This is a genomic window from Desulfovibrio sp. (assembly GCF_009712225.1).
GTDB lineage: Bacteria > Desulfobacterota > Desulfovibrionia > Desulfovibrionales > Desulfovibrionaceae > Desulfovibrio.
In genome coordinates this window covers 34,677-60,971 of the sequence record NZ_WASP01000012.1, presented here as the reverse complement: position 1 = coordinate 60,971, position 26,295 = coordinate 34,677, and the positions used below count along the sequence as shown (strand labels likewise).

Below are 26,295 nucleotides of genomic sequence, written 5' to 3'. Positions count from 1 at the left end.
GCGGCGAAGACTGCACCGGCCCCTGATATCGGGAGACCATCATGAATTTCATTTCCCTCGTTTGGACCGCGATGGCCTTCGCCGCTTCGTGCGGTATCAAGGTCATATTCGGCCACGCGCCAAAAACTGACGGCGAAACCATCTATCTTCTTTCGCCGGAGGCATTACCGCGGGAGGTGTCGCTGGGCTTTATCGCACATGAAGGTGCGCATAAGCGCTTCACCGAATTCGAGATCTTCTTGGTCGAGGAACTCCGCAAGAAATTCCTTAATGCGCTTGAGGATGTGAGGATTGAAACCCTCATATGCCGAGTGTATCGGGGATGCCGAGACTGGCTTTCGAAGGTGGTGGACTACGCCATTCAAGAAGGTTGGTTCGCGGTGCCAGATACGGACAATGGCCCTGCCCTTCTGCACGACTTCGTCCTGTTTCATGGACGGTGCCGTTACATGGGGCAAGCTCAGCTGAAACCACTGGTCGACCAGACCCGTGAAAAGCTGGTCGCGGTCGTCGGTCCGGACATAGTCGAAACCGCCGAACGGATCATGTCGGGCATCCCGATGCTGAAAAGCACCGCCGAATGTCTCGCCATGGCCGACAGGCTGTTGAAGTTGGTCCAGCAGGACAACCAGCAAAGCTCCGATCAAGCCCAGCAGGGCAAGGGAGGAAACTCGCAGCAGCAGGATCAAGGCGGCCAGTCAGGCAGCCAAGGTCCATCACAGCAACAGAACCAGGGTGATCCCGCTGGTGGGGATGGCCAAGGCGCAACGCCTGGGCAGGATCCGCAGCAGGCGGACGCTGGTGGTGACCCGAATATCTCGCCGCCCCCTAATCAGGGCGACCAGGGACAGGGCCAGCCGAGCAACCCGGCCACCGGAAGCGGCAGCCAGGGACAAAGTTCGCAGACTGACCCCGCTACCGGAAACGGCAACCCGGGGGCAAACGGTCAGCAACAGCATCCGGTTCATCAAGTGTCCAACGGCGACGATCAGGCTTCCTCGTCCAGTCAGGGACAAACCTGGGTGGGCGGCCAACCCGATCTGTCGAAGATGGCGCCAGACCTCAGCGATATGTTGAGCGCGAAGATGAAAGAGCGACCGACCTATCGGTCTCCCGATATCATCCTCCCGCCGACCGTCACGAATGCCAAGGCGACCAGCGGTCAATCCGTTGTGCCCGAGGCAAGAAAGAACTCGACTGCGATTCGAGCCCATTTGCAGCGCTTGCTTGAAGCCCATAGGCGACAGCCGGCGACTCGCAAAATGGTCGGCCGCCGGGTCAGTCGACGCCATCTTCCGATGGCTCAGATAGACCCACGGGTTTTCACAAGAAAGCAGACCGTAACGGGGTACAACACCAGGCTTCTTCTTCTTGTCGACCAGACCGGAAGCATGAGGAAAGGCCGCATATCGATGGCCATGCAAACCACCGCCTCTTTGGCGCTGGCCTGCGAACCCATCGAGGGCATCACGATCGAGGCAGCTGGTTTCGCCGAAGACAACGGCGTAAATCGGATTGCTCCACTTCTAAGCAGCAACGAACGTATGTCGGCACCGCATGTGCAGGCACGATTCAACACCACGGTCTACGGGTACACGCCGACCGCCGAAGCTTTACTTTGGGGGGCGGCTCAACTGGCCAACGCCCGGGAAGAACGCAAGGTAATCCTCCTCATCACGGACGGAGAGCCAAGCAATCTCACCACGACGAAAGAGGCTCTCGCCTTCATCAGCGCGAACCAACCTGACGTCGAGGTAATGGGCATTGGGATCGAGACTGCGGACATCCAGCAATGGCTGCCAAAGTCTGAAGTGCTCAAAGACATCAGCGATCTGCGCTCCACGGTCTTTTCCTTGGCTGCCCGGGTCTTCACCGCCTGACCATCAACATCTTTTGAGACAGCCCTCTGGGGGAGCGTTCCCTCAAGGGGGGACTCTCTCCGCAGCGGCGCTGTGGGAGAAAGTCAATGTCTCAAACACTGCGGAAGGCAGGCATCGTCGTCCATACAGACGCTGCCTATGACCAGAACAAACGCATCGCCGCCTGGGGAGCTTTCCTCGAGAGCGGAATGAAGAATCAGAAGGCTCGCGGCGTAAAGCCGTCCACGGCCCGAGATTCGTCCTCGGCCGAGCTGTTCGCAGCCGTCCAGGGAATCAACATGGCGCTCAAGCTGCCGGTCAACTGCATCCTGCTTTACACGGATAGCAAATATGTCCAGGCGGCGCTCATCGAGCGACAAGTCAAGCCTGAACGCGGGGAAGATGCGGCAGTCCTTTCGGGAATTCTGTCCGCGATCGACGCCCGGCAGATCACGTTCACCGTCCGGCACGTCCGTGCCCACACGGACAATCAATCTAAACCAGCCCTCCGGAATAGGTGGTGCGACGCAGCAGCGCGCACGGCCCTCGCCGAAGCTCTGATCTAAGAGGTGATCATCATGTTGCAACAGCTGTCTGTGGTCGTTGACCAAGTCATCGAAAACATGGAAGTCGGCGGCCGTGACCTGTTTGGGGCACCGGTTGCTTCAACAAAACTCAGCGTCGTCGGCGGAGCCGATCGCGCGGCCGACGGGTACTGGGTCAAGGGGGAGATCGCCCCTCCGTATCCAGATCACGAAAGCCGGACTGCGTTCAAGAACGAGGAAGCGACACAGCTACGCTACGGCGTGCTCAAGCAAACCTTGCAAGATATGCTGGATCCAGACACCGAGGACACGCAGTTACTCGACTGCCTGGACTGGGTTCTGCAGAACGACACGGGGGATCTAACCTTTGGCCAATGCTGTGCAGCAGCAACCAAGGTGCTTGGATCGCCGGTTTATCCGGACTTTCTCCGGCAATGGATCCTTTCCAAAATTCGCGACCGGATCCTGGATTTGAAGCGGAAAGCCAGAAATGGCGAATTCGTTTCTTATTTCCGGGGACAGGGTCAGCCGAAGGAAATCATCTGGGTAAAGGGCGAGAAGCCCCCGGCCCAACCCAACAAAAGCCGTCTTATCGTGATCGAGGACAAAGAACTTCAGCGCTACCGCCAAGGTGTGCTGAAGGTAACCCTCGAAATCATGAGAGACGAACAGACCTGCGACGAGGAGTTCTTGGACTGCCTGTCCTGGTTGCTTGAAGACGACGAGGGAGGTTTCTCTTTCAACGACTGCGCCATAGCAATGAGCGTCGACGGAGAGAGGTGCGACCCGGAATTTCTTCGATGGAGGATCCTCCGCGATATGCGGCCCCGCATCGAAGATTTGAAGAAAAAGGCCAAGGAAGGAGCCTTCGAACATTTCTTCCGCTTTTTGTAACCCAGGGTGTCGGCCGAACGGTCAAACCCTCCGACAAGGGAGGTCGGTATGAGTGACGAACGATACAACGCCGACCTGGTGCGACAACAAGCGCAAGGTCAATGGGACCGCATCATTGCGTACCTAGCTCCAGAAATGGGGCCGGCGATCGCCGCCAAAGGTCGGGGAGTTTCTTGCCCCGAACATGGCGGAAAAAGCAAAGAAGCTTTCCGGGTCTTCGGACCTCGCTCCAAAAAGGGCGGATTCGCGGAAACCGGCGGCTGTGTCTGCAATACGTGCGGAACCTTCGGAAACGGGTTTCTCACCCTTCAATGGCGCCTTCGGAAACCGGGAAAATCCGGGTTCATAGAAGTCGTTGCGCAGGTCGCGCACTTCCTGGGGATGTCTCCTGAGGAACAGGCTCGCCGGCGTCCGCATCAGCCCGCCCTGGTCATACCGACCGGGCCGACCGCTGAAGAAATCGCAGCTGTCGAAAAAGGGCGCGAAAAATTGGCGAAAAAGTGGGACACCGCTTTGCCGCTGGATCATGAGGATGCAGCCATTGCAAGGGACTATTTCAAGTTCCGCGGTTTGGCCGTGCCCTCGTCAATGAACGATGTCCGGTTTGTTCCGTCCGAGCCCTATTACGGCAAAGATCCTGACAATCCGGATAAGAGCAAGTTCATCGGCCGCTTTCCGGCCCTTCTCGCAAAGGTCAGGAACCGTGCCGGCAGAACGTACAAGCTCCATCGTCTCTACATGGAAGCCGACGGGTCTAAATTCTCCCAAGGCGACCGTAAGAAGATGACCCACGATAGCGCGGATCTGCTGGATGAGGGACTTCATATCGAGGTCTTCCGTTCACCAGGCGGTTATCTGGGGCTCACAGAAGGTATCGAGAATTCCGTAGCGGTTCGCTTGGGAAGTGGAATGCCATGCTGGGCGACTTGGTCCAGCTCGGTCATGCCGGCTTTCCCTGTGCCGAAAGGACTTCGACACCTGTTCATTTGGGCTGACAGAGACACGGCCGGGTTGAAGAATGCGATCAAGCTCAAAGAGCGCCTCGCAGTCGAAAACCCCATGCTTTCCGTCACGATCCTCCTGCCACCCCAAGGGATGGACTGGAACGACGTGTACGAAAAGCTCGGAACGGCGGGGTTTCGTACTCCCGAAGTTTGGCAAGCACCTTCTATCGAAGTTGCAGCCTAATCAGACGTTGATCTGGACCGTTCGGTCCAACATCCCGTCGATCAACCACCTGGGGTATTGGGCTTAACCAAGACCCAGGGAATCACCGGATCGTGCCCGAACCGGCCCGCGCTGCTGCGTGGCCACGCTTCTGGCTGCCTTCCGTCAACCACAACCGACATCGGTCAGACCTTCCCCCGCGCGGGGAAGGCTGGCCTCCGTCGACTTCAAACACGCCTCGGGCTCCACGGTGGAGCGCGACGGGCATCGCGGACAATGACGCTCCCCGCAATCAGTTCGAGTGAGCGTCTCGATCAAGAGGCTTTAGAAATGACTGCAGTCACGAAAACCGAAATCATCAACTCGACCGCGATCACCACGGTCGGTAGCCAACTTCAACCCGTGTCCCTGTGGACCTGGGAGAACAAGCATCGCTTGGTGGAATTCGACACCATCATCGATCAGTCCATCGAGGACTCCTGGAACCGCGTCGCCACGGCGTTGGCAGCCCCGGAAAAGGATCCGACTTATTGGGCGGGCGAGATGTACAAGGCAATGGAGGACTTCAAGTTCTCTCCGGCCGGTCGTATTGCCTCGAACGCAGGTGTCGCTCGCAAGGCGACGATGTTCAATTGCTTCGTGATGGGCGACATTCCGGACGATATGTCCGGGATTTTCGATTCCCTGAAGGAAGCGGCCTTGACCATGCAGATGGGCGGCGGGATCGGTTACGATTTTTCCACCCTTCGCCCCAAGGGGTCTCCAGTGCGGGGAGTCGGCGCGGACGCTTCAGGCCCGCTCTCGTTCATGGATGTGTGGGATTCGATGTGCCGTACCATGATGGCCGCCGGCTCACGCCGGGGAGCCATGATGGCGGTTATGCGGGACGATCACCCCGACATCGAAGAATTCATCGCGGCCAAACGGATCCCCGGGCGGCTCTCGATGTTCAACCTGTCCGTCCTCATCTCCGACGCCTTCATGACGGCGGTGAAGAATGACGAACCGTGGAGCCTGCAGTTCGGCGGCAAGGTCTACAAGACCATTCAGGCGCGCGACCTGTGGGAAACGATCATGAAGAGCACCTACTCCTATGCGGAGCCTGGTGTAATATTCGTCGATCGTATCAATAAGAAAAACAATTTATGGTATTGTGAAAATATCCACGGAACCAATCCCTGCGCGGAGCAACCCTTGCCTCCGTACGGGCTTTGCTTGTTGGGAAGCGTGAATTTCGCACGGTGCATTAGCAATGCGTTCGAGAATGACGCCGAACTCAGTCGCGAAGTTGTCGCGAAAACTGTTCGCGTTGCCGTGCGCATGCTGGACAATGTTTTCGAGACGTCGAACTACCCGCTTCCTCGCCACAAGGAAGAAGCGTTGAGCAAGCGCCGCATCGGATTGGGAGTCACTGGCTTGGCCAATGCCCTCATGATGGTCGGATTGCCTTATGGCAGCCCGGAAGCGGTGGCCAAGACCGATGAATGGTTTGCCCTGTTCCGCCGTGAGGCGTACCTGGCATCCATCGAACTGGCCAAGGAAAAAGGAGCTTTTCCGCTCTTCGATAAGGAGAAGTTTCTGGCCGGCGAGAACATCGCGTCGCTCGATGACGATATTCGGCAACTCATCGCCGAACACGGCATCCGCAACGCGCTGATCACGTCGATCGCTCCGACCGGGACGATCTCGTTGGTCGCGGACAATGTCTCCGGTGGGCTCGAACCGCCTTTCGCGCTCGAGTATCAGCGGAAGATCTTGAATAAGGATCAGACCAAGAGAGAAGTCACCGTGCAGGACTATGCATATCGCATGTTCCGGCAGAAGTTCGGCGCCGACGCGCCGATCCCTGATCACTTCGTGACGGCCCAGGATCTCACTCCGGCCGCTCACCTGGCGATGCAGGCGGTGGTGCAGAAGTACACCGACGCCGCTATCTCCAAGACGATCAATCTCCCCGCGGAGATCGATTACGAGGAGTTCAAGGGCGTCTACATGACGGCCTACGATACGGGGTGCAAAGGTTGCACCACCTATCGGCCCAACGATGTCACTGGTTCGGTTCTCTCTGTGGAGCCGGCGCCTGCGGCCGAAAAGAAAGAGCCCGGAGAGGCTCACGAGCACATCAAGAGCAAGTTCGTGGAACGGCCGGAGGAAATCGACGGCTGCACCTACAAGCTCAAGATGTCCAACATGGAAAATGCCATGTACGTGACCATCAATAACATGATGGTCGATGGCAAGATCCGTCCGTGGGAAATCTTCATCAACTCCAAAGCCATGGAATTCTTCCCATGGGTCACGGCGTTGACGCGGATGACCTCGGCTGTGTTCCAGCGCGGTGATGATGTGGCCTTCGTGCCCGAGGAATTCCAAGCGGTACAAGACCCGTCGGGCGGCGCCTGGTGGAAGGCTCCCGGCACTTCGAAACCGAAGTACTATCCTTCCATCGTGGCGGCGATCGGCGCCATCATCGAATACCACCTCATCAAGCTGGGAACGGTGTCCGTCGAGGACGCCTTCGAAGCGGCGATGTTGGAGGTGCGGTACGATGAACACCCGCAGCCGGTAGCCAAACCGAAAGCAGCCAAATGCCCACGGTGCGGCAATCATAGTATAATAAAATCAGAGGGATGCGAAGTATGCACAGAATGTGGTCATCAAAAATGCAGTTAGAGCACAATAAACACACTGCATAAATAAGAAAAACTATGAGGGGGGCTTAGGCTCCCCTTCATTTTTATTAAAATATTCATGACCAATTGTCTGCGCTTCTCGTCGCTTCCTTCTTAGTTGGCACCGAGCAGCAGACTATACCATCTGGAATCATTGGGCGCCGCACCGATTGCCAAACCACCCGCAAGAACAAATGCGAGGCCCGTTGCATTTTTATCATGGGCCACGCAGTAGGCCCCAGCAGCCAGAAAAACAACACCTGCAGCCTGACTGGCCGCGATCCAGCTGTTCATTCCCTTCGCCGTCACGCTCACTCTTTCCTCTCCCCTTTAGCGCGTTTCAAGCACCGCAACCTGCAGCGGCTTGAGATTATCGGCCGTCCTACTCGATCAAATCATCGATTCCTGTTCTATATCCCTAACACGGCCAGCGGTGATGGGCGTCAAGCCGATCCTACAACTCGGTCGCACCCGGCCCCATCCGTTCGGCCAGATCATTCTGGTTCAGATTGTCGCTGATTTGCATCGTTCGTTCCCTTCGCGGCGTAGCGCGTCAAAACGGGACTCCCCGACAATCCGGTGGTCCCCGCCCTCTCAAGCGCCCGGAAAGTATTACTTATCAGGCGTTCGGCCACCGGGGCTTACGGGGGTGCCGTCAAAACCCGTATTCGTTCGCGGCCCAGCGCATGAGCACTGTCATGTCGCGGTCAGGCAGCACAATTTTCCGCCGACGCAGGCCCTCGCCCACGTCCCGGATTGCCCACTGCCCGACCTGGTTTCCGTAGACGGCGTGAAAGAACCAGGCCATGGGGTGGCCGATCATCGCGTCGAACCGCTCCAGTCGGTCCATCAACTGGTTCGGCCCAGGTCAGGGGGCGTGGCGTGAACCCGACATTGCGCTCGCCCTGGTATTCGTAGTCGCTCACATCGAAGGCCCAGTGGTTGAGCATCGGCGTCGTTCCGGCCGACGATGCCTGCCAGTCGTCGACAAAGCGGCGCTCGCGGAGAGCACGGCTTAAATAATCCGGGTCGACCTCAAGCACCGACTTTTCCTGGGGAGCGTGGCCGCGGCCGGAACCGTCCGTATAGACTTCGGACACCCACACCTTGTGCGTCCGTACAACCTCGCGGCGGCGGGCCTGCTCAAGTTGCTCGGCCTGCTCCAGGGTGCGGGCGATGACGTTCATTCGGCGCAACTCGTACCGCTGGCGCGCCGGCGGCACCCAAGCGACCTGCTCATGGCTGCAGGGACTGAACAGATCGCGTTCTTCGGTCGGCCGCCAGGTATCAAACACGCCTTCGGCACGAGCCCCGACAATCCAGTCGACCTTGATCTCGACGACGTCTTCCGGACGCGGACCGATGGCCGCGCCAGCAAAGACGGTGTGACCCTCCTCTTCGACCGTCGCGAATCCCTTGCCCCGGTGCAGTTCCCACACCGTGCCAATGTGTCCGCCAGCGGTCTTCAGTAAGCCCTCAAGCCAGGCCTTACGATCTTCGGCAATGGCGTTGCCGGCGGCGTCGAACACGCGTTGCCCAGGGCAAAACCACGTCTCGGTGTAGTCGGCCGCTCGCCATCCAAGGTCGGGATAGCGCGCGGTCAATGCTTCGCGCAGGACATCAATATTGGGGATTTCGACGATTGGCATTGGCCCTCCTTTAAGGACGGAATTCAGTAATAGTCGCCGGCAAACCATTACCTCGGCGGTATGCCCGCCCTTTTCTGCCTGCATAAGCTGTTGTTCGCGATAGACGCCCTGGCAGCTACGTCGTCCAGTCCGGTTTCGTGGTGGGCTTCACCTTCTAATTTTGCCACCAGATATGGCCTCAGAATAGACGCCTTTAAGGCGCGCCATATAATCTATGGAGGAAGTTGACGCTGCCTACAAAACTGGCTTTCAAAACAGCACCTCCTCCGACACCGGCCGCTGTCGGAGGAGGCGCTTCTTTCGCGAAATCCAAATGTACGGCGGGCGCTGCTGGTCTCGATCCGGAGAAGATCCCTCTTATCCTTGCGCAATTCGGAGGGAAGGGAGAACCGCTTCATTTGGTGAAACCAACCATGAGCGAACTCGAAACTGTTGCCAAGCCTGAAAATGCAGTCTCTGGGGTCACGGCGATTTGGCGAAAGTTTATCCTGAACCATCTCGACACCGACGCCCGTTCGAAGGCACCACGGACACGAGATTTGTTCGAACTGACCACAAATACGATACACAATCCGGCAGTTATTCGGTCTCTTCGGGCGAAGTGGTCTTCATTAAGATCATGGTCCCGCAATCCGACGATCGAGAGGTCAAAACATGGTCCTGGCTTTACCGGTATCGAATGACGACGCTGCGCATCCGCATCACGACGGCGCCCCCGAGGCCGAATCCCAGGGCGGACAGGTGCTCCGTTTGGGTGTCGTCGGCGCAGTTAGACGCATGGTATCGGGAGCATTCCGCGGGCGGTGTCCAGAAATCGAACGACGCACCGGCCGTCGACGATCGATCATGGCCCCGGTGCAGGTCAGTCACGCGGCGTTGCGAGAACGGGCGGTCATTTTTGACATTTCCGAAGGCGGCGCGTTGGTCCACACCTGGATGGCAATTGGAATCGGAGACACCCTTGATCTCTTTCTGGCTGAAGAGCGCCTGCATATTTCCGGTCATATCGTCGGGTCTCGGACGGCGTTACGAAATGTCGCCTTTGATCAGCAAATATCCTCTGACATCGTCGTATCGATCGCGCAGAAATACCGGCCCAAGGTGGCGGAAGTTGCGCGGCACGAGCATCAGGTTTTCATCAACCGCCTGACCGACGCGATGGCCGGCAAGGTCAAACTCCAGACCACCGATCTCGATGCTGACCATAATTGCCAGTTCGGCCGGTGGTACCATTCGGTCACCGACACCGAATTGCTGGGCACTGAGCCGTTCGTCGCCTTGGAAGCATTGCACAAAGAAATCCATGCCCTGGGACATTCCGTGCTGGCTGCGCTGCTCGACCGTCAGCACGCCCTGGCCACCTCCCGACTGGCAGAGCTGAATAGCCGGTCGCAAGTGCTATTGAATGCGATCGAATTGCTGTGCTGCCCCCAGTTTGAGGCGGCGGCAAGGGCCTGAACCGCAGCGAGGCCACCCTGTGCTGTCAGCGGGGTGGCCTTTGGCGGCGGAGATATCCCCTAATGGATGTTCGTTTTAAACAGGCGCATGGCCTCTTCGCGGACATCGGCCAACACCAGATCGAGAATTATCGCTGCAGCTGCTGGCGATACGGTGCCGTCGACAGCGCCGCCGGGAACCATGGCTGCGCGCTGCAGAGCCTCAAGCGCTATCGCCTGAGCAAGAGCGCGATCCACTTGGGTGATGCTGTAGCCTCGCACCTCGCGAGCGTGACGCAGGGCCAGAGCCAATAGCTCTGCCAGTGGTGGATGTTCTCGATCAGACGCTTCGGACATTGACAGCTTCGCTCCGGCATCCCCACCCCGTCCCGTTTGTATCTGCGATCCGGCGCCGTACCAAGCAATCATCATCGTCTCGTCGGGTCATCGCAGAATTTTCCCAAAATCGTACGTTAAGCAGCGTCGAGGATTGAGGACTGCGGAGTGATCCCAGTAGGCGGTCATGTTCGCCGCCATGGTCACCATGATCACCACCATCCATAAAATTCACCACCGGTGGTGAGCAAGGCCACCGTGCTGGTGGTGATGATCGCCGTGATCATCGGCATGCAGCCGACCGGGCGGTCACGACGGTGGAATTGGAACGGCGTTGAGCTTTTCCTCGGCGTCGCTGATCGCGTCAACGATATCCTCGAACGGCGGCGCCTCACCGAAGATCATACCCGCCATCCTGCCATAGTCGTCTTCGAGAGACCGCACCATGTCTGGTGACGGCACGAGAGCGAACGTTCCCGGCACCGCGCTCTCGAGATCGAGCGGACCGCGGTTGAAGAACAGGCGCGCGTGGCTGGCGCAATCTTCGGCCATCGCCAAGTCGCCGAGCGCGTCCTGCCCAATGCCGGCCATCAGCATGCAATAAACGTCGTAATAGTGCCGCGAGAGCCGCTGGCCGTCTTTGTACAGACTTCCGCGGTTCTCAAACCAGCGCCGTTGCCCGTGGAGAATGACGACCTTGTCCCAAAACGTCCGCTCGGGAAGGATTGCTCTCACGTTCGTCACGTCGAGGTCGAGATCGACGTCGTCGGCGACATAAGGGGTTACAGTCGCCATTCTGTGCGGATCCAGTGCTGATTTGGCTCCGGACTCGATCTTAACGACGCGGCGGACATATTCTTTGCCGCCGACCCGAAACGCGGACGGATAGTGGAACAGCAGCGACTGGCCGTCGGGATCGTCCGAATCGCCCTCGAACCTGAACGACATCCCGCCCAACTCGGCGTCCGCGACGTTCTTCAGTGCGTCATGGAACGGCCCGGCGATGAAGCCCTGGCACGTCGCCTTAATGTCTTCAAGAATGGCCTCGCGCTTTTTGCGGCTCAACTCCACCAACTCGTCGTCGGTCGGAAAATGGGCGCCGTCAAAATCGGTCCGAAACACGGTGATGTCGATGTCCTCGGAAAACCGCTCAATGAGGCCCCAGGCTTTCGACAGCGAGGTGCCGCCTTTGAACAAAAGGCGCGGTTTGATGACGGCTTTGTTGTAGAGCGCGTCCAAGGTCCAGCAGACCCAGAAATCCTTCTCGATATTCTCTGGCGCCGTGCCTAGACGCTGTGCCGTCGTCAGGAACAGATCCCGGCGGTCGTCATCTGGGGCGAGCGCGATCCGGATCATTTCGTTCATGATGCCTCCTTCCCCCTAAAGAGGGGGCGGGACGCAACGTCGCCGTCATGGATGTCGTCGCTCGGCCGTGGGGCTGTGGCCGCCAGCAGGTTTTTCACAGACGGAACCATCCACGAGGGCAAAGAAGCCAAGTTATGCGACAGGTCGTCCCTGATGGCCTGCCCATGGTCCGGATCCGCCAAGATATTCCGCAACGTAGAGAAGGCCCTGTCGCTACCATCGGTCTGCAGGATGTCGCGCAGCCACGTCAGCGCTTGGACCACGTTGGCGGCAGGATGCCCCGACCATACGAGCTTGCTCGGCGCTGCATGCTTGAACGTGATCGTGAGGCTCCCCAACGCGATCGGCCGGATCCTGCCGTCGGTCAGTACGGTTACATGCGCCGGGACCGCGTTCGTCAGTCCGAGGGAATTGGCGGCGGTGATCCCGTCGACAAGCACCCGGGCGCCATCACGGCGGGAAACGGCGTCGATCACGGCCATGTGGTCTGGCGGCGACGGCTTACCAGTCAGCGAATTCGTTCGCGGGACATCATAGAGCCCCCGGTCGACGCGCCTGATCTTGCCGTCCGCGGCGGCACGTTGGAGCGCCTTGTCGGTGGCGTCACGTGACGCGATATCGACGAAGCTGTTGGCTGTCCACACCTTTCGGGCGGGACCGCTGAGTATCCTTTGGATGATCTGGCCCGATGCGCTCGACATGTCACGCCTCCTGTGTCCGAAATATGATACAAAAATCGGACAGTCACAAGCGTGCAGCGTCCGAAATATGCCGCAAATATCGGACAGGTGGCCTTGAACACCAGTGTCATGGCCCCGGCGGATTGCCAGATCGCAGAAACCGCTCAGTTGCCGAAAGCCGCTCAGTTGGCGCCGGCGACATCAGTCGCCGCAAAATATCAGCCAGGGAAAAGGGGGCTTGGCTATACGCTTTACACCACAAGGGACGGCGGTTATGCTGCGGCGGGAACAGGCGATCTATCGACCTGAGCAAAAGAACAGTCTTGGCGTCGGCCGACAGGGTAACCTTGCCCCCTGCCCCGCCACCTGGTCACGAGGTTCGAATCGATGCTACCAACATCTACCCCTTCAACCTCGTCTACACCCCAGTCTCCTCCCGCCCCCTTCCCGACCAACTTCATCGAGTTCCACGCCCGGTTTCCCAATGACGAGGCCTGCCGACGCTATCTGCTCAAGCTGCGCTGGCCGACTGGCTTCGTGTGCCCGGCTTGCGGCACGAAACAGGAGCCCTATGATCTCGGTCGGGACCGCCTTCGGTGCCGCGTTCCCGAATGCCGCGCTGAGACAACGGCAACGGCCGGTACCCTCTTCTCATCGACCCGCGGGCCACTGCTCACCTGGTTTCTGGTGATGTGGGAGATCTCGTCGCGCAAGACCGGCGTCAGCGCCGTGGAACTGCAGGCGAAACTGGGGTTCTCCCGATACGCGACGGTCTGGATCTGGCTCAACAAACTCCGCCAGGTGATGGTGCGCCCCGATCGGGACCGGCTGGCCGGGGAGGTCGAGGTCGGCATCGTCAAGGTTTCCGGGCATGGTGAGAATGGCCTACGGGCGTTCGTGGCCGCGCAACGGGAAGGCCGGAGGATCGGCCGCATCCGCCTCGATACGTGCGAAGGCGATGCGTCGGCCGACATGATCCGGTTCATCACCGAAACCATCCGACCAGGTTCGACAATCATAGGCCAGGTGGCATCAGCCACCGCTGATGCCTTGCGAGCCATTGGCTATGTGGTGCTGATGAGCGAGCCGGTGACCAGTTCAGCAACCCCGCGCCGAGTCCGATTGGTAGGCGGGCACATTTCCAAATGGCTGATGGGGACGCATCAGGGTGGCGTCCAAAAGCAGCATCTTGGGTGGTATCTCGATGAATATGTTTTCCGCTTCAATCGCCGTAGCGCTCGATCTCCGGGACAACTTTTTCAGACGCTGGTGAAGCTGGCCGTTCAAGCTGCGCCAAGAAAGGCCGGGCCAGTGAGCCGTTCAGAGGAAGAGTGATGGGCTATATCCAGGGCAAATCTGTAGATAAAGATGGTTTGGATCGGGTTTTAATGGGAGGTGTCGGCGCCTCTGCGACAACTGAGCGGCTTGCGACAACTGAGTGGAAAACGATTGCGGAAAACAGCCGATGTACCAGAAACAGACCGAGAACATAAAGACTTGCTTTTGTGGCGGTGGCACGCATAATCGTGGTGTTTTCTTCACGCCATGGTGAGCGCGATGTTGGACCAAGCTGACGCCATCAAGACCCTGACGCCGCAGCAAGTCGATGACCTCCTCTATTATTGCGAGGAGACGCGAAAGGTCGCCCGGAACAGGGTGATCGTATTGCTGACCGTCGACGCCGGTCTCACCGTCACCGAGATATCGAAACTGGTGCGCCGGGACGTGATGAAAGACGGTTTGGTTTGCCGGGAAATCCGCATCCAAGGGAAAAAGGCTCGGACCATTCCAATGAGCGAGCGCCTGTTCGACGCGATCCTCGATATGCAGAGAGCGCTGCCCGGCGATCAGGACAGCCCGGTAATCGTTCCGGAGAAGTGGCAGGACATCCTCCGTCACCGCCCATTCCGGCCGTCGTCCGTCGCCTATGTGCTCTACAAGCTGTTCGTCAAGGCGGGCCTCGACGCCAGTTCGTTCGCGGGACGGCGCACGTTTGTGAAGGAAGCCATGACCTACTCGCCGATGGTGGGCGCTTCCACCAGCGACATCCAGGCGCTCTCGGGTCTCAAGAGCGAGCAGAGCCTGGATCGGTATGGCGATCGTTATGCCCACTCGAATGTCGCGAGGGTACCGATTCCGTTCGCGCGGACGCCGGCAAACCGCTTGCGCCAGGTAGCCCTGGTCGACGTCATCGCGAAGAGAGCATAATATTGGAGCAGCGTCCAAAATAAGCCAATGGACGCTGCAGAAGCGAAGACCGGAAATAAGGAGCAGCTCTTCACATGCATGCCAGATTTCAGTGTGTTCCCGATTGCGGAAAGTGCTGCCATTTTCCTTCCGGTATTCGCTTGGAACTCTATGCGTCCGAGTTGAGCAAATTCTGGGAGACCCTCCCCCTCTACCTCGTCGTCGTGGTTCGCCAGGAAGACGATGTTTTCGGCGCCTACCGGAGCAACGGCCTAAGCCACGCCCAGGCAACCGAATTTATCGGGAAAACCTACGAGCGATATGTCGTGTCGGGGAACCGCGGCGAAAAGAAGGTCCTTTACTGGCAAGCGCGAACTGCGGTTCTCGGACAACAGGACGGGAAGTGCCACGCGCTGAACAGCGACAAGACATGTGCAATTTACGACAATCGGCCGCTGGCCTGCCGGCTGTTCCCGATCCTCGCCGACCGGCCCGACAGGATCGCCGGCCGCGCAACCCGCGAGCAACTCCAAACATTCGTCACGCTGTTTGGCTATAAGTGCAAAACGGATCAGTCGGCGCCGGTGATCGTCAAAGACGGCTCCGTTCCATCGCCGGCCGCCGATCATCGCAAGCAAATGGCCGATGATCTCCACGCCATCAACAGCCTCCTGAGAGATCATCCCGCCGTCCACAATATTCAGGAAATCGGTGCGGACTTCCTGCTCAGCAGGAACCTTCCAAACCATGAATGGCGCACCAGCTTCGGGCCATACTTGAACGCGCTGCAATTCAATAACTTGTTGGACGATGCTGGTTTCGATCACCTGTTGCAGCGACAGAGAGAGCTGGCCAAACTGTGCAAAGAGGCGGCGATCCAGAACAAGTCGACCGAACTTGAAGCCATTGAGACCATTCTGACCGACTACAACACACAGATCTGATCAGCCAGCGCGTCAGATCTGATCAAAAAAAAGCGCCAACCTCCCGAAGGAAGTTGGCACTTTTTATTATTGGACAGCTTTGGCGGCCTCCAACTCGGCTATCGCCGTCGCTGCCGCCTGGCGAATACCTTTCTCGCGCATGGCGAAGAGTTGGCATTCCCGCTTGTATGCCCGGCTGCCTGGTTCGTAACCGTGGTTGATCGACACATCGATCACACCATCGGACTTACGGTTGGCCGTCAGGTACAAGGTCTCCCGACCGATATCGACGGCAAAGCACTCCGCCGGCAGGTCGCTGTCGTATTTGTAGAGGTGCAGGGCCATGGCTCAGTCCTCCGTGACGTCGCTGGCGGCCGTAATGATGATTGGCATCACCGTGACGAATTTATTCGCCGTCGCCCAGCTGCCCAACCGTTGGTCCGTGTCAGCAGCAACCTGCCGACTCTGTTCTTCGAGGCCGCTGATCGTGCTGGTGTCAAACCAGAGCCTGCCGCCGATCGCCTCGACGAGGCCTTCGATGAAGTCAACCCGCTTTCCATCAGTCTCCATGCCGAGCACTTCGCCGGACTTTTGACACCATAAGGGATGGTCAAAGGACCGAACACGAGTGCCGACTGCGATGCTCTTGCCGTGAATGTCGATGGCTCCAGAGAGGCCACCCATCACTTCCTGGCTGACGATCATGCTGTTCTCCTGTGTTTGCGTTGCACCAGGAGGAGCACGCCTCCTTTGGGAGCGCATTTCCCCGTGGGCAAGTGGGTTGATCGGACAGCCTAGGCAGCCGTTGAATTTCGATCGCGTGGGAGCCGACGGAAACCATCGGCCACTTCCCGCGCTTCGTTGTCACAAAGCCCGGCAGCTATTGCTGCCTGGTACGTTCGCTGCCAGCGCATCCATTTCTTGAGATCGTCCTTGCTACGCTCTCCCAGAGATCCTGGGAAAGCGTATGGAAAGGCCTCGTTTGCGAAGGCGTCATCGTCAGGCTCGGCCAAAGACCAGCAGATCTGGCCGAGATGGACGCGGACCGCAGCCTGGATTTTGCCCAGGTCCGGTTCCGCCCACATGGACACACTCTGGTTCTGGTGAGGCAGTATCCGCCCGGTTTCATCAGTGAGGAACGACGTATTCCAACCGTGCAACGTGCGATAGATCAAGATCGCTTGACCTCGAAACACCTCGACTGTCGGTTCCGGCGCCTGCACCAACGCGGTCAGGCGATTCTCCGCATCGGACCGGGCTTCCGTCTTATTGGCGCCGATCCCTTCGACGCCATAGACCATGACTTTCGTCTGCTTTTTCATCTTCATCGATATTCTCCGAGAAAGGATCCTACCGAGGAGGACGTGTCCCCGAGGGGAGATGTCCTCCCCGGCGGGGTCGTTGCAATGGTGGTCAGGCCGCCAATTCGGCGGGTGCCAACGTCGGTTCCGCCGGCGCCACGTCCACGACCCAAAAGTAGCCGTGATCCGTGTCCTTCATATTTTCGAAATGCACCGCCCCGACGGGCTTAGGCCGCCGGAAAAGAGGATCCTCTGCGAGGATTTCGCCGTAGCGCTCGGGCTGAGAACGCATTTTCGCAATCTGCGTTTCCCAGTCTGCGAGTCGCCACGCGTTGAAGTCACGGACGATTTCCTTTGGGATTGGAATATTGCCCCTGCTTTCCCGCCGTAGCATGCCGATTGTCGGGATAATCTCCCGTTCCGGGTCGGTCCTCTTGTTCAGGGTTGACCGTTCGTAATCGGACAACTCGCGGCGGAGTTCAACCGAGAATTTCTCGCCCTTATCAGGATACACGTCAAACCAGGCGCACCCCATGTAAGAGCAAGTCCAGACAAATCTTGTCGCCATATCTCTTTCCTTTCGGGTATCCCCGACCGGAAGAGACACATCCCCTTGGGGAGACGTGCTCCCCGGCGGGATGAATTTGGTCTTTATGCTGCGTCGTCGAACTCGGCCGCGCCGAACGCCACGCGCTGGGCGTGACACCATCCGTCGACAACTCTGTCATCATGGCTGATGTACGCGACGGGCTCGCCGCGGCAGTATGACTCCTCGAAATCCTCATCCAAATATCCTTCAGAGAGGATTCGATGATGCGAGGACTTCCGCACGGCGGGTTGACCGTCGATATCATGGAGTTCACCGTTGAGATAACTTTTGCGGCTGAAACTCGATGATTCCTCGTCATCAGAAGAATGCGTAACGATCCGGACGATGCCTTCGTCCGTCATGATGCGTTCAACCATCGGTGCGCGTTCTGCCATATCGGCGAGATGACCGAGATATGACTCCTCTTCGCACCTTCGGTCGGCAAGAACCTCCGGATCATCCGTGGGCTCCCAGCTAAAATATTCGGCGATCAAGTCGTCGTCGGATTTTGCCGGTATTTCCGGGATGGGTCCGAGCGCCGGCGTCAACAGTGCTTCCAGCCCATGTGCGCTGAGGATCTCGCGGACCATAGGGGTGATCCTGGCGAATTGAAGAGCATCCCAGTAGGGGCCTTCTTCCTCAAGTGTGAGGGTGCGAATATCGACGTCGATGTCGGCGATCAGTCCCAAAGCAACTCGCCTGATCGCCCAAAATTCACTGTCGCCAGGGCAGGGGTACTTCGCTGTCTGTTTCATGATGTCTTTCCTTCCAGATCATAGCTCGGACGGAGAGACACGGCCCATTTCAGGGAGACGCGCTCCCCGGCGGGGCTTTATTGACAGGTGGGTTTGGAGCGCGCGGTATGCTGTTGCCGCGCACAATCACCAAAGATGAAAACTGAAGACCGCCAGTGCGGCGTGCTTGAAACCGAGCCACATGAGCGGCTCGCTGACCAGCAGGCGTAAGGCATAGCCAGCAATGTGCTGCGATGTGAAGATCGCAGCCATGCCAACGACGCCGATGGTATTGAACGCTACCTCGGCGACCTTGTCGGTTCGATATGAAGCTCTGCTGTAGGATTTGAGATGCGACATTATTATGTCCTTCCAAGTCGTTAACGAGTTGGACGCGTTGATACCCCCGTCAACGGGGGCGCTATGGCAGATTCTGGGTGTAACGCCAGGGGAAAGACTCGCCAGCAAGGGCGGGTTCTGGAAATCGGCGCAATGCGGCCGAAGCGATGGAGACCAAATCTCCAGTGATGAAAGCCTGGCTTAGAGCGCTTGTCTCCGCGAAGGGAGAGGGCTTGTGGCGCGCTTGCAGTCCGAAAACTGCCTTTTGTCCTGATCAGACGAAGCTGAACGATCACACGAAGGCGAAGGGACGAAAGTGATTAAAAATAGCAAAGTTTACGGCGACAGCGCAATAGCCCTGCCGCCGCTTCAGCTACCATGTCCACGATCATTTCCCGAAGATCGCATTCAGCGTGCTGGCTAGTCTGATTCCCGCGACCTGCAGTTGGTGTAGAGCGACCGGCTCAGCGGCGTCGAGATAGGCTTGATCGATCTGGACTGCTACCTTGCTGTCGGGCAGATCGGCGTAAGCGTTGTATATCGCCACGCGATGGGTTTCGTTCGCCCATTCCTCGACACTTTTTTTGGCCAGCCAAGCAGCCACATCCTGACCAGAGATCTGTGCGTCGAGATCCGCGGCCAACGCTGACGCGTCGTGCCCGCCGGCCATAGCGATCAGTTCGGTATCCCATATGTGATGCAGGTTGGTGAATTCCTTCCCAAGCTTCACCCGAAGCTTGTTGCCGCCGGCGTCCCGACGATCGGCGCAATGAAGCGGCTGATGGATATCGCCGACAAAATGGACGAGATATTTCAACGCCATCACCTGCCCGTCAAGCGGGGTGCTTGGATTACGGAGATACCCTGCCATCTCGTTGATTTTGGCGACAACGCAGTTGTTCCCAGGGCAGTCCCGCTGTGCGTTGTATCGGGACTCGGCCACCGGAATGTCGACGAAATGCCAACTCCCGGTTTCCGGATGCAGGACACGATAGTCATCCGCCCAGACCGATATTGCCGCCAAGGAGGGTGCGCCGTCAGCCTGGAGAAGAGCTGCAACGCGCGCAGCGGCAGCCGGCGATAGGTGCTTCTCGGCAATCTCGGCGATGACTCGATGTCCTTCCGCCCCCCAGGCCAATGCCGATTGTGGGGCAGCAGAACCAAGAAAGATCGCGGCAACGACGGCCGCGAGAATGCGCACGCGCGCCTTAGCTCGCATAATCATGGGTCCCTCACTTTCGTGGATCCCTTGGTGTCCATGCGACCGATCGAGCAATCGCATGGCAGCTACGACCAAGGGAGAGCAGGCATCCTAAAAGCCGATCGCCTCAGTGGACAGGTGTGCCGGCATCGGCACGCTGTCTTCGAGTGCCCGCAACAGGGGTTCGGCCACGCCAGGCGGGAACCAGTCCTTATTGACCACGGTGCCGTCTTCCTCGATTTCGAGACGACGGATGTTCCGCCATTCCAGGTTCTCACGGCGGGTTAGCCAGCTGGTCTCCCCCCAAGAAATCTTTGCCGTAGCCCAGTCGACGAGCGGCCGGTCCATGACGTGGGCGATCAGTTCGCCACGCACCATCGAAACCTTCAGTCCTCCGCCGTCTGGGACGTCGGCCAGGACGATGAAAGTCCGAATGTCATCGTGACGCACCGCGACAAGGAACTTGAAGTCCGCCTCATTGATCCGAAGACTGATCGTGTAGACTTGGTTCTTTAGCTCGATCGCGGTGACGAGGGTCGTGTCGGTTTGGGTCAAGATACTCTCCAGAAGGTCTTTGCATCTATACGGTAGCGGCAAACTTTGGACCCACAAATTCATTGAACCCAAAATCGGACCCCTGTCACGAGAATTTCTCTGCCTCGTCGACAACACCCCGAAGCTGGTCGGCAATTTAGCGCGAATCTGCACGATATAGGGGGGGGATCAGCTCACCTACCGCAAGGTATGCTGCTTCACATTCTTGGCTTTCGAGCGACCCCGATGAAAATCAAATTTGTGGCGGCCTCCGCCTTAACGGTCTTCTGTCTCTTCCATGCGCAGGCGCGGGCCGATGTCACGACTTCAGCGCCGTGGTGGGGAGATCGGGAGAGGGGGTGGTTCTGGTACAACGAACGGGATCCCGCGCCGGAAGAAGAACCGCAGGAAGCGGAACCTCAGCCAGAGGTCGCCACTCCAGCCGAGCCGGAAAAGCCAAAGAAGCCTGAAAAGGTCAAGCTCAACACCGCCTGGTTGCGAGAAAATCTTCCCAAGTATCGGGACCTGGCCATTGATGAGCCGACGATCCCGCACATTCAACAATATCTCTACCTGCAAAAGCTGACCCTCGACCGAGCTTCGACTTTTTCGGACCAATGGCAGCGTGCGATCCAACTCGATCCCTTCCTTGACGAAAACACCCGTCGGCCCCTACTGACCGCCGCCGCGGCCCAGAAGGATGCCGAGACGGGCCAATACGTTGTGGCTGCCCTGAAGCGCATGGCCAAGGAAACGGGCCTAATGTTTTTCTATCGATCGGACTGCGGCCCTTGCATCATGGAAGCGCCGATCCTACAAGCCATGGAGCGCGAGTTTGGGTTCACCGTATTCCCGGTCTCGATGGACGGCCGCCCACTGCCTCGAGGCGAATTCCCTAATTATAAGGTCGACAACGGTCAGGCGGCAGCGTGGGGGGTGAAGGCCACCCCCACCCTCTTCCTTTATTACAACGGTCAGTTGACGCCGATCGCTGAAAGCCCCTTGGGATTTCAAGAACTGACCGTGCGGATCCTGCAAGCCGGCGTGTTGTCGAAGGTGTTGACCGAGGAGGACTTCGACACGACCCGCCCGGCAAAAGTGGACGCTCCTCAAATGAAGCCGCCAGAGGTCGACAACAGCACCCTGGATTCACCTGACAAACTGATTTCCATCCTTCGGAAGAAGCTCGACAGGACAAGCAGCCAATGAATCGGAACATCGGTCGGCGTATTATTGACGCCCACAGCTGGCGCCGAGCTGCCTTGACCACGACGGTCGCAGCTGTCGCGCTTTTTTCATCGACCACCGCGTTTGCCGATACCGGCCTTAGCGGACAGATGAATAATCTGTTCCAAGGGATCAACGTCACCAGCGCTGGATCGATTTCAGCCACCGGCCGGGGCGGCGTCTCGCTCGGGGCTGTGCAGGCCCGGTCCCGCGTCGTCAACATGAACCTGATATCGTTCACTCCCCCGAATTTCAATTCAGGATGCGGCGGCATCGATATGTTCGCGGGATCGTTTAGCTTTGTGAATCTTCAGCAATTCGTTTCGCTTGCCAGAGCCGTGGCTTCCAACGCGGCGGGCTTTGCATTCCATCTAGCCCTGGCTGCGGTCAGTCCCGAAATTGACGAGGGTATCAAATACATTCAAAAGCTCGTCAACGACATCAATCAAATGACGCATAATTCCTGCCAATTGGCGCAGGGTATTGTTAATGACGGGTATTCGGCCGTTACGGGGAAGGCCAATACTGGTATGTCTCTGAGTGCGCTCACAAGCGGGTTCAGCGATGCCTATTCTAGCTTCTTCCCCAACCAGACCGGTGGTTCATCGAACTCACCGCTCCAAGCATTAACCTCGGTCGGTGGCACAAACGCCTTGGAGCCATTCACCGGCAATATCGTCTGGGCTGCGTTGAGCGGACAGAACGTCGACACCGCCTTGACAGGAGCAAGCGACCCATTGTTGCTGCAGGAACTCATGTCGCTCACCGGCACGGCGATTCTGACCACTGGGAGCACAATTGGGGCCACCACGTCCAACGGTACGACAGCGCCCGGCAACCCCTCTTCAACCGGGGGCACCGCACCATCGAGTGCTGGCACCCAGCTCAATAGCCAGCCGTTGCCGCGGACAATTCATGTCGATGACCTGATGTTCGGGCAGGACAATGGCAGCGGCACTACGGCGATCACCTACTTGAAATGCGACGGCACCAGCGGGCCGAATGACTGCCAAAATCCGTCGCCAGCGACCGACACGAACTACACGCCGATTACGACTTTAATCGTCAACAGGCTGGCAGGCAGCAATAACGGGACCGGAGGGGATGGCATTATCGATGACATCGTGAACACGCGGTCCAATGGAACGCAGATACCCGCCAGTGACATGCAGTTCCTGGCGGCCCTTCCCGGCCGCCTCGGATCCGATTTGAAGACCATGTCGATGCTGGACGCAGCCACCGCCAAGCAGTGGGTCATCGAGTTTCAAAACCAGGTGGCGCTTCAGTACATGGACTCATTGTTGATCACGTTCGAGCGCAGCATCGACACCGCAATCGCCGCCTCAACAACTCAGCAAGCCCAGAACGCGGCCTTCGGCGAATTCGTTGATAAATCCTATCCGAAGGCAAAAACCGAGATCGCCGCGGAGATGCAGAAGCTGAGTATCAAATACGGTGATTTCAGCGCCGGCATTAAGGAGCTGGAACGCCGAATTGCGATTTCTGAGAAGGTGGTGATTAGCCTCTCGGCGCCCAGGCGCTCAACGAGCGCGGCAGGCGGCACCACCGGCGGACCGCAGTGAGGTCAATATGGGAAGTTTTCATCTTACGATCTGGACCGCTGGCGATCCGAACTTTCTCCAACACATTCTCAACTCCGTCGCAATGTCAATGCAGGACGGGACGGTCATGGGGAACGTCCAGGCTGTCACCATCCTGACAATCCTGACGATTCTGTTTCGTTACGTGGCAAATGGGGCCAAGGGCATCGACGCGCATACCGTGGTCACCTCGGCGCTGATCTATGGAGCCAGTTTTGGCGTCACGGTGCCGGTGATAGTTTCAAACCCGACCACTAACCAGACCTATACCGTGTCGAATGTACCATTTGGTCCAGCTGGCATCGGTGCGTTGTTAAGCAATATCGGCCTCTCGATCACGAATGTCAGCCAGTTGGCATTCAGCACGCCGACATCGGCTCAAGCCGGTTGGATGGGTGGTCTCGACACATTGCGAATTGTCCGCGAGAACACAACGCGCGGTGGCCAGGTGGCCCAAAGCGGTGACTTGAGTGGTGCTTGGCAAGAGTATATTTCCCAATGCATCGTGCGGAGCCTCACCCCGCAACTGCAGCAAAACCTCTACAACACGGTCGGCCCAGCCACTCTGCCCGACGCGATCAATACCTTTGGGCAGAAGGGTATCGGTGTACTGAATTTTCCGCTGGCCGCACCGAGCATTACTGCCCTGACCAATGACACCTCGTGCGCTGGCAACACCTATAACGATCTGCTGACCCAGACCGACTCGATCATAACCACGAGCATCGCCCCGGGTGTTCTTGCACCGGCGCTCGGGATCACTTCTTCCAACGCAGCGAATGATGCTCTTGATCAACTGACCCAAGCGCTTGCTGCGATCGGGTTGGATTCGGTATCGGGACAGCAGTTTATTGAGGCTACGATCGCCGCCCGCGGTTGGGATGATGCGACCGTCTACGTTGCAAAGCAGCTTTGGCTCGATTATCCGCTGGCAAAATCGCTGGAAGATACCATTCGCCAGCGAAATGATCTCTGGAATGCCGAAGGTTTCCTGTTCGGTTCGATGGCTAAGTCGATGGCCACCATCATCGAGTGCCTCATTTATGGCGCCACCCCCATTCTCGCCGTTCTCTTGCTGACCGGGTCGATGGCAATGCAGGCGACCATCAAATGGGGACAAATGGCACTCTGGCTGCAATTCTGGAACCCTCTGTTCGCGATCATCAACTATTACATGGCGATGACCACGGCAACTTACGTCTCGTCCATGGGCACCTATGCACAACCACTTTCGCTTATGTGGTTGCAGAGTTTCTTTGACCCTTACCTGCAGAGCCAGCTTGCTCTGGGAGACAAGGCCGCTGCGGCGGTGCCATTCCTCGCCATGGCGCTCGCATGGGGCACGTCGAAGGGGGTCGAGGCGATCGCCGGCAACTTCGGCCAAGGGCAGTACGAGGCAAAGAAGACATCACCAGATTCTTTGGCACCAGCAGCTCAATACACGCTTGAGGCAGGGTCCTTCAAAGCCGGCGCCATGGGCGGCTTCGACAGCGTGGGATCGAGCCTCATAGGTGTTCGTACTCGTGATATTGCCGCTTCAGAACAGTCCGCTGGCTTCACGCAAGCCCGCAATGTTGTGTCAACTACAGGTGCTTCGTGGAACCAGAGCATAGCCGATGCTGTCACTTCTGGAACTACCGGAACGAGCACCACCAGCATGGCCGTTAGGGCGGCCCAAGAAAAAACATCTGCCTATGCACGCAATCACCAGACGGGACGGGACTTCGCGGAGAGGTATGCGCACGGTGACCAGCAGGTCGCGACTGATGTTGCAGCCGTGCGAACCGCCATAGAAGGCGGGGCCAAGATCGATGCGGGTGAAACGGTATCTAAACTCATGGCGCGGTGGGGTGCCGCTGGCATGGTCACCGCTGAAGCCGCTGGTATGGCAAATTCGGCGCTCGGCGGCAAAGATGCGGACGGCAAAAAGAAAGGCTTGGTATCGGCAAACCTCGGTATAACACACGGCGGATCTGCGCAAGTTAGCGCGACCGACCAGTCGACGCAGGAACACGGTATGGCAACCGCGCTTACGCAAATGTTCCAAGAAAGTACCCAGAGAGCCGACACAAAGAGGCTTGGCATCGCCAGTGAAATGGCCGATCAACTCGCGAACACTTCGGGAGTGACGTACACGTCGACCAACGGGCGGACGACTACGGTAACCGATGCGGAGTCGGCCAGCCAAGCGCAGTCCGTACAAGCGGCCGAAAAGAAAATGAACATGACCGAAGCGAGTCGGACCTTCAATGCCTACCAGTGGACCAAGGCCTACACAGAAGGGGCAAAAACCGATGGCGGCCAATTCAATACGGCGTTCCGGCAGGCCACACAAGGGATGGATGGCCTCATTAGTCCAAACGGTGGCAAATACTGGAGCGAGGGTAATCACCGGGCCGCACTCAACGATTTTCTTAGGGCAGATCCTTCAGGAACCGCTGCCAGAATTTATGCTTTCCGCGATATAGTCTCCGGCGGCAGCACGTTGTCCAGCGGCATCTCCGCGAGTCGTAAGGAAATGGGGCGAGCGCTATTTGATCGCGGAGATCAAAGCTTCCTTGGAGCGCAGTCGACGGCGTCCGGCGTCGGGGCATCGATCCAGCAGGAGAGCGGATTTGTCGGAGCGGCCCAAACCCCAGCATTTGGTTCCTTGGCGCAGCAGGGAGAAACGACGGTAACAGCCGGCAACCAGGCCAGGGGCGGCGACAAGAGTCTTGTTGACCGCGAAGCGGCGCAACTTCCCGGCCTTGCGAACGACAACCGCGGATCGGTGACCTCAACGCTCGGCGCATACGACGGAGCAATTAACAGTGGTCAAAATGACGTCGCCAATGCGGGAGCACCGTTGGTAAAGACCGGGACCGACGTGTCGGATCACGTTGACAATAGCCCAAACATTGCCGCAGCGAGTAATAAAGAAACGGTTGGGGGCGCTAATACGTTTAGCACCGCGACCAGCGCAGCCACGCCAGGGTTTGTGAAATCTGCGACCAACACTGCAGGGCAAGTCTTTGAAGGGGCAGAGAGGACTACGAAGCCTTGATCATGACCGCGGA

25 protein-coding genes are annotated in these 26,295 nt (G+C 58.2%); 12 read left to right on the top strand and 13 right to left on the bottom strand.

Going from position 1 to position 26,295, the window contains the following annotated elements:
• The first annotated feature begins 41 nt into the window (after positions 1-41).
• From F8N36_RS14195 to F8N36_RS14175, 5 genes are all read left to right on the top strand, one after another.
• Positions 42-1,880: a VWA domain-containing protein gene (locus F8N36_RS14195; RefSeq protein ID WP_291333499.1), complete on the top strand. Its 1,839-nt coding sequence runs from the start codon at positions 42-44 to the stop codon at positions 1,878-1,880.
• An 86-nt stretch (positions 1,881-1,966) separates the two neighbouring features.
• The gene (locus tag F8N36_RS14190) at positions 1,967-2,425 is read left to right on the top strand and encodes an RNase H family protein (protein ID WP_291333498.1); all 459 of its coding nucleotides are present in this window, start codon (positions 1,967-1,969) and stop codon (positions 2,423-2,425) included.
• A 12-nt stretch (positions 2,426-2,437) separates the two neighbouring features.
• Positions 2,438-3,298: a hypothetical protein gene (locus F8N36_RS14185; RefSeq protein ID WP_291333496.1), complete on the top strand. Its 861-nt coding sequence runs from the start codon at positions 2,438-2,440 to the stop codon at positions 3,296-3,298.
• 48 nt (positions 3,299-3,346) lie between these two features.
• Positions 3,347-4,486 carry a toprim domain-containing protein gene (locus tag F8N36_RS14180; protein ID WP_291333494.1) on the top strand — a complete coding sequence of 380 codons (1,140 nt, stop codon included), beginning with the start codon at positions 3,347-3,349 and terminating at the stop codon, positions 4,484-4,486.
• Positions 4,487-4,795: 309 nt separating this feature from the next.
• Positions 4,796-7,138 (top strand): adenosylcobalamin-dependent ribonucleoside-diphosphate reductase, encoded by a 2,343-nt coding sequence (locus tag F8N36_RS14175; RefSeq protein ID WP_291333492.1) that lies wholly within the window; start codon positions 4,796-4,798, stop codon positions 7,136-7,138.
• A gap of 113 nt (positions 7,139-7,251) precedes the next feature.
• Here the strand turns inward: F8N36_RS14175 and F8N36_RS14170 are convergent, their stop codons facing one another.
• Positions 7,252-7,431: a hypothetical protein gene (locus F8N36_RS14170; protein ID WP_291333490.1), complete on the bottom strand. Its 180-nt coding sequence runs from the start codon at positions 7,429-7,431 to the stop codon at positions 7,252-7,254.
• 413 nt (positions 7,432-7,844) lie between these two features.
• On the bottom strand, positions 7,845-8,786 hold the full coding sequence (locus tag F8N36_RS14165; RefSeq protein WP_291333488.1) for a hypothetical protein: 942 nt from the start codon (positions 8,784-8,786) through the stop codon (positions 7,845-7,847).
• A 654-nt stretch (positions 8,787-9,440) separates the two neighbouring features.
• Here F8N36_RS14165 and F8N36_RS14160 point away from each other — a divergent pair.
• Positions 9,441-10,244 (top strand): CZB domain-containing protein, encoded by an 804-nt coding sequence (locus tag F8N36_RS14160; protein ID WP_291333487.1) that lies wholly within the window; start codon positions 9,441-9,443, stop codon positions 10,242-10,244.
• A gap of 59 nt (positions 10,245-10,303) precedes the next feature.
• Here the strand turns inward: F8N36_RS14160 and F8N36_RS14155 are convergent, their stop codons facing one another.
• The 3 genes from F8N36_RS14155 to F8N36_RS14145 form a co-directional block, all read right to left on the bottom strand.
• Positions 10,304-10,579: a hypothetical protein gene (locus tag F8N36_RS14155; protein ID WP_291333486.1), complete on the bottom strand. Its 276-nt coding sequence runs from the start codon at positions 10,577-10,579 to the stop codon at positions 10,304-10,306.
• 288 nt (positions 10,580-10,867) lie between these two features.
• Entirely contained in the window at positions 10,868-11,923 is a 1,056-nt protein-coding gene (locus F8N36_RS14150) for a nucleotidyl transferase AbiEii/AbiGii toxin family protein (protein WP_291333485.1), read from the bottom strand.
• On the bottom strand, positions 11,920-12,624 hold the full coding sequence (locus tag F8N36_RS14145; RefSeq protein ID WP_291333484.1) for a DUF6088 family protein: 705 nt from the start codon (positions 12,622-12,624) through the stop codon (positions 11,920-11,922). The genes F8N36_RS14150 and F8N36_RS14145 overlap by 4 nt, the downstream gene beginning before the upstream one ends.
• 366 nt (positions 12,625-12,990) lie before the next feature.
• Here F8N36_RS14145 and F8N36_RS14140 point away from each other — a divergent pair, with 366 nt between their 5' ends.
• From F8N36_RS14140 to F8N36_RS14130, 3 genes are all read left to right on the top strand, one after another.
• Positions 12,991-13,938, top strand: coding sequence for an IS1595 family transposase (locus tag F8N36_RS14140; protein WP_291333483.1), 948 nt, complete (start codon positions 12,991-12,993; stop codon positions 13,936-13,938).
• 222 nt (positions 13,939-14,160) lie between these two features.
• Positions 14,161-14,811, top strand: a complete 651-nt coding sequence (locus F8N36_RS14135) for a tyrosine-type recombinase/integrase (RefSeq protein WP_291333482.1) — start codon at positions 14,161-14,163, stop codon at positions 14,809-14,811.
• 74 nt (positions 14,812-14,885) lie between these two features.
• Positions 14,886-15,734, top strand: coding sequence for a YkgJ family cysteine cluster protein (locus F8N36_RS14130; RefSeq protein ID WP_291333481.1), 849 nt, complete (start codon positions 14,886-14,888; stop codon positions 15,732-15,734).
• A gap of 66 nt (positions 15,735-15,800) precedes the next feature.
• Here F8N36_RS14130 and F8N36_RS14125 read toward each other — a convergent pair whose 3' ends face one another.
• From F8N36_RS14125 to F8N36_RS14090, 8 genes are all read right to left on the bottom strand, one after another.
• Positions 15,801-16,058: a hypothetical protein gene (locus F8N36_RS14125; protein WP_291333480.1), complete on the bottom strand. Its 258-nt coding sequence runs from the start codon at positions 16,056-16,058 to the stop codon at positions 15,801-15,803.
• Between the two features lie 3 nt (positions 16,059-16,061).
• Positions 16,062-16,418 (bottom strand): hypothetical protein, encoded by a 357-nt coding sequence (locus F8N36_RS14120; protein WP_291333479.1) that lies wholly within the window; start codon positions 16,416-16,418, stop codon positions 16,062-16,064.
• A gap of 89 nt (positions 16,419-16,507) precedes the next feature.
• Complete coding sequence (locus F8N36_RS14115; protein ID WP_291333478.1) at positions 16,508-17,041, bottom strand: hypothetical protein; 534 nt, start codon at positions 17,039-17,041, stop codon at positions 16,508-16,510.
• 85 nt (positions 17,042-17,126) lie between these two features.
• Positions 17,127-17,582, bottom strand: coding sequence for a hypothetical protein (locus F8N36_RS14110; RefSeq protein WP_291333476.1), 456 nt, complete (start codon positions 17,580-17,582; stop codon positions 17,127-17,129).
• Positions 17,583-17,665: 83 nt separating this feature from the next.
• Entirely contained in the window at positions 17,666-18,358 is a 693-nt protein-coding gene (locus tag F8N36_RS14105; protein WP_291333474.1) for a hypothetical protein, read from the bottom strand.
• 126 nt (positions 18,359-18,484) lie between these two features.
• Positions 18,485-18,697 (bottom strand): hypothetical protein, encoded by a 213-nt coding sequence (locus tag F8N36_RS14100; protein ID WP_291333472.1) that lies wholly within the window; start codon positions 18,695-18,697, stop codon positions 18,485-18,487.
• A gap of 367 nt (positions 18,698-19,064) precedes the next feature.
• Positions 19,065-19,901, bottom strand: a complete 837-nt coding sequence (locus tag F8N36_RS14095) for a S1/P1 nuclease (RefSeq protein WP_291333470.1) — start codon at positions 19,899-19,901, stop codon at positions 19,065-19,067.
• Between the two features lie 87 nt (positions 19,902-19,988).
• Positions 19,989-20,432 (bottom strand): hypothetical protein, encoded by a 444-nt coding sequence (locus tag F8N36_RS14090; protein WP_291333468.1) that lies wholly within the window; start codon positions 20,430-20,432, stop codon positions 19,989-19,991.
• Positions 20,433-20,657: 225 nt separating this feature from the next.
• On the opposite strand from F8N36_RS14090, the gene traF reads away from it, so the two are divergent.
• From traF to F8N36_RS14075, 3 genes are read left to right on the top strand one after another with little or no spacing between them, the layout of a single operon-like run.
• Entirely contained in the window at positions 20,658-21,620 is a 963-nt protein-coding gene (gene traF, locus F8N36_RS14085; protein ID WP_291333466.1) for a conjugal transfer protein TraF, read from the top strand.
• 53 nt (positions 21,621-21,673) lie between these two features.
• Positions 21,674-23,221, top strand: a complete 1,548-nt coding sequence (locus F8N36_RS14080; RefSeq protein WP_291333464.1) for a conjugal transfer protein TraH — start codon at positions 21,674-21,676, stop codon at positions 23,219-23,221.
• A gap of 7 nt (positions 23,222-23,228) precedes the next feature.
• Entirely contained in the window at positions 23,229-26,282 is a 3,054-nt protein-coding gene (locus F8N36_RS14075) for a conjugal transfer protein TraG N-terminal domain-containing protein (RefSeq protein WP_291333462.1), read from the top strand.
• The last annotated feature ends 13 nt before the right edge of the window (positions 26,283-26,295 follow it).

Excerpts from the sequence above, each read along its gene's own strand:
- F8N36_RS14195 (WP_291333499.1), top strand. The coding sequence starts at position 42 with ATGAATTTCATTTCCCTCGTTTGGACCGCGATGGCCTTCGCCGCTTCG.
- F8N36_RS14190 (WP_291333498.1), top strand. The coding sequence starts at position 1,967 with ATGTCTCAAACACTGCGGAAGGCAGGCATCGTCGTCCATACAGACGCT.
- F8N36_RS14185 (WP_291333496.1), top strand. The coding sequence starts at position 2,438 with ATGTTGCAACAGCTGTCTGTGGTCGTTGACCAAGTCATCGAAAACATG.
- F8N36_RS14180 (WP_291333494.1), top strand. The coding sequence starts at position 3,347 with ATGAGTGACGAACGATACAACGCCGACCTGGTGCGACAACAAGCGCAA.
- F8N36_RS14175 (WP_291333492.1), top strand. The coding sequence starts at position 4,796 with ATGACTGCAGTCACGAAAACCGAAATCATCAACTCGACCGCGATCACC.
- F8N36_RS14170 (WP_291333490.1), bottom strand. The coding sequence starts at position 7,431 with ATGAACAGCTGGATCGCGGCCAGTCAGGCTGCAGGTGTTGTTTTTCTG.
- F8N36_RS14165 (WP_291333488.1), bottom strand. The coding sequence starts at position 8,786 with ATGCCAATCGTCGAAATCCCCAATATTGATGTCCTGCGCGAAGCATTG.
- F8N36_RS14160 (WP_291333487.1), top strand. The coding sequence starts at position 9,441 with ATGGTCCTGGCTTTACCGGTATCGAATGACGACGCTGCGCATCCGCAT.
- F8N36_RS14155 (WP_291333486.1), bottom strand. The coding sequence starts at position 10,579 with ATGTCCGAAGCGTCTGATCGAGAACATCCACCACTGGCAGAGCTATTG.
- F8N36_RS14150 (WP_291333485.1), bottom strand. The coding sequence starts at position 11,923 with ATGAACGAAATGATCCGGATCGCGCTCGCCCCAGATGACGACCGCCGG.
- F8N36_RS14145 (WP_291333484.1), bottom strand. The coding sequence starts at position 12,624 with ATGTCGAGCGCATCGGGCCAGATCATCCAAAGGATACTCAGCGGTCCC.
- F8N36_RS14140 (WP_291333483.1), top strand. The coding sequence starts at position 12,991 with ATGCTACCAACATCTACCCCTTCAACCTCGTCTACACCCCAGTCTCCT.
- F8N36_RS14135 (WP_291333482.1), top strand. The coding sequence starts at position 14,161 with ATGTTGGACCAAGCTGACGCCATCAAGACCCTGACGCCGCAGCAAGTC.
- F8N36_RS14130 (WP_291333481.1), top strand. The coding sequence starts at position 14,886 with ATGCATGCCAGATTTCAGTGTGTTCCCGATTGCGGAAAGTGCTGCCAT.
- F8N36_RS14125 (WP_291333480.1), bottom strand. The coding sequence starts at position 16,058 with ATGGCCCTGCACCTCTACAAATACGACAGCGACCTGCCGGCGGAGTGC.
- F8N36_RS14120 (WP_291333479.1), bottom strand. The coding sequence starts at position 16,418 with ATGATCGTCAGCCAGGAAGTGATGGGTGGCCTCTCTGGAGCCATCGAC.
- F8N36_RS14115 (WP_291333478.1), bottom strand. The coding sequence starts at position 17,041 with ATGAAGATGAAAAAGCAGACGAAAGTCATGGTCTATGGCGTCGAAGGG.
- F8N36_RS14110 (WP_291333476.1), bottom strand. The coding sequence starts at position 17,582 with ATGGCGACAAGATTTGTCTGGACTTGCTCTTACATGGGGTGCGCCTGG.
- F8N36_RS14105 (WP_291333474.1), bottom strand. The coding sequence starts at position 18,358 with ATGAAACAGACAGCGAAGTACCCCTGCCCTGGCGACAGTGAATTTTGG.
- F8N36_RS14100 (WP_291333472.1), bottom strand. The coding sequence starts at position 18,697 with ATGTCGCATCTCAAATCCTACAGCAGAGCTTCATATCGAACCGACAAG.
- F8N36_RS14095 (WP_291333470.1), bottom strand. The coding sequence starts at position 19,901 with ATGATTATGCGAGCTAAGGCGCGCGTGCGCATTCTCGCGGCCGTCGTT.
- traF (WP_291333466.1), top strand. The coding sequence starts at position 20,658 with ATGAAAATCAAATTTGTGGCGGCCTCCGCCTTAACGGTCTTCTGTCTC.
- F8N36_RS14075 (WP_291333462.1), top strand. The coding sequence starts at position 23,229 with ATGGGAAGTTTTCATCTTACGATCTGGACCGCTGGCGATCCGAACTTT.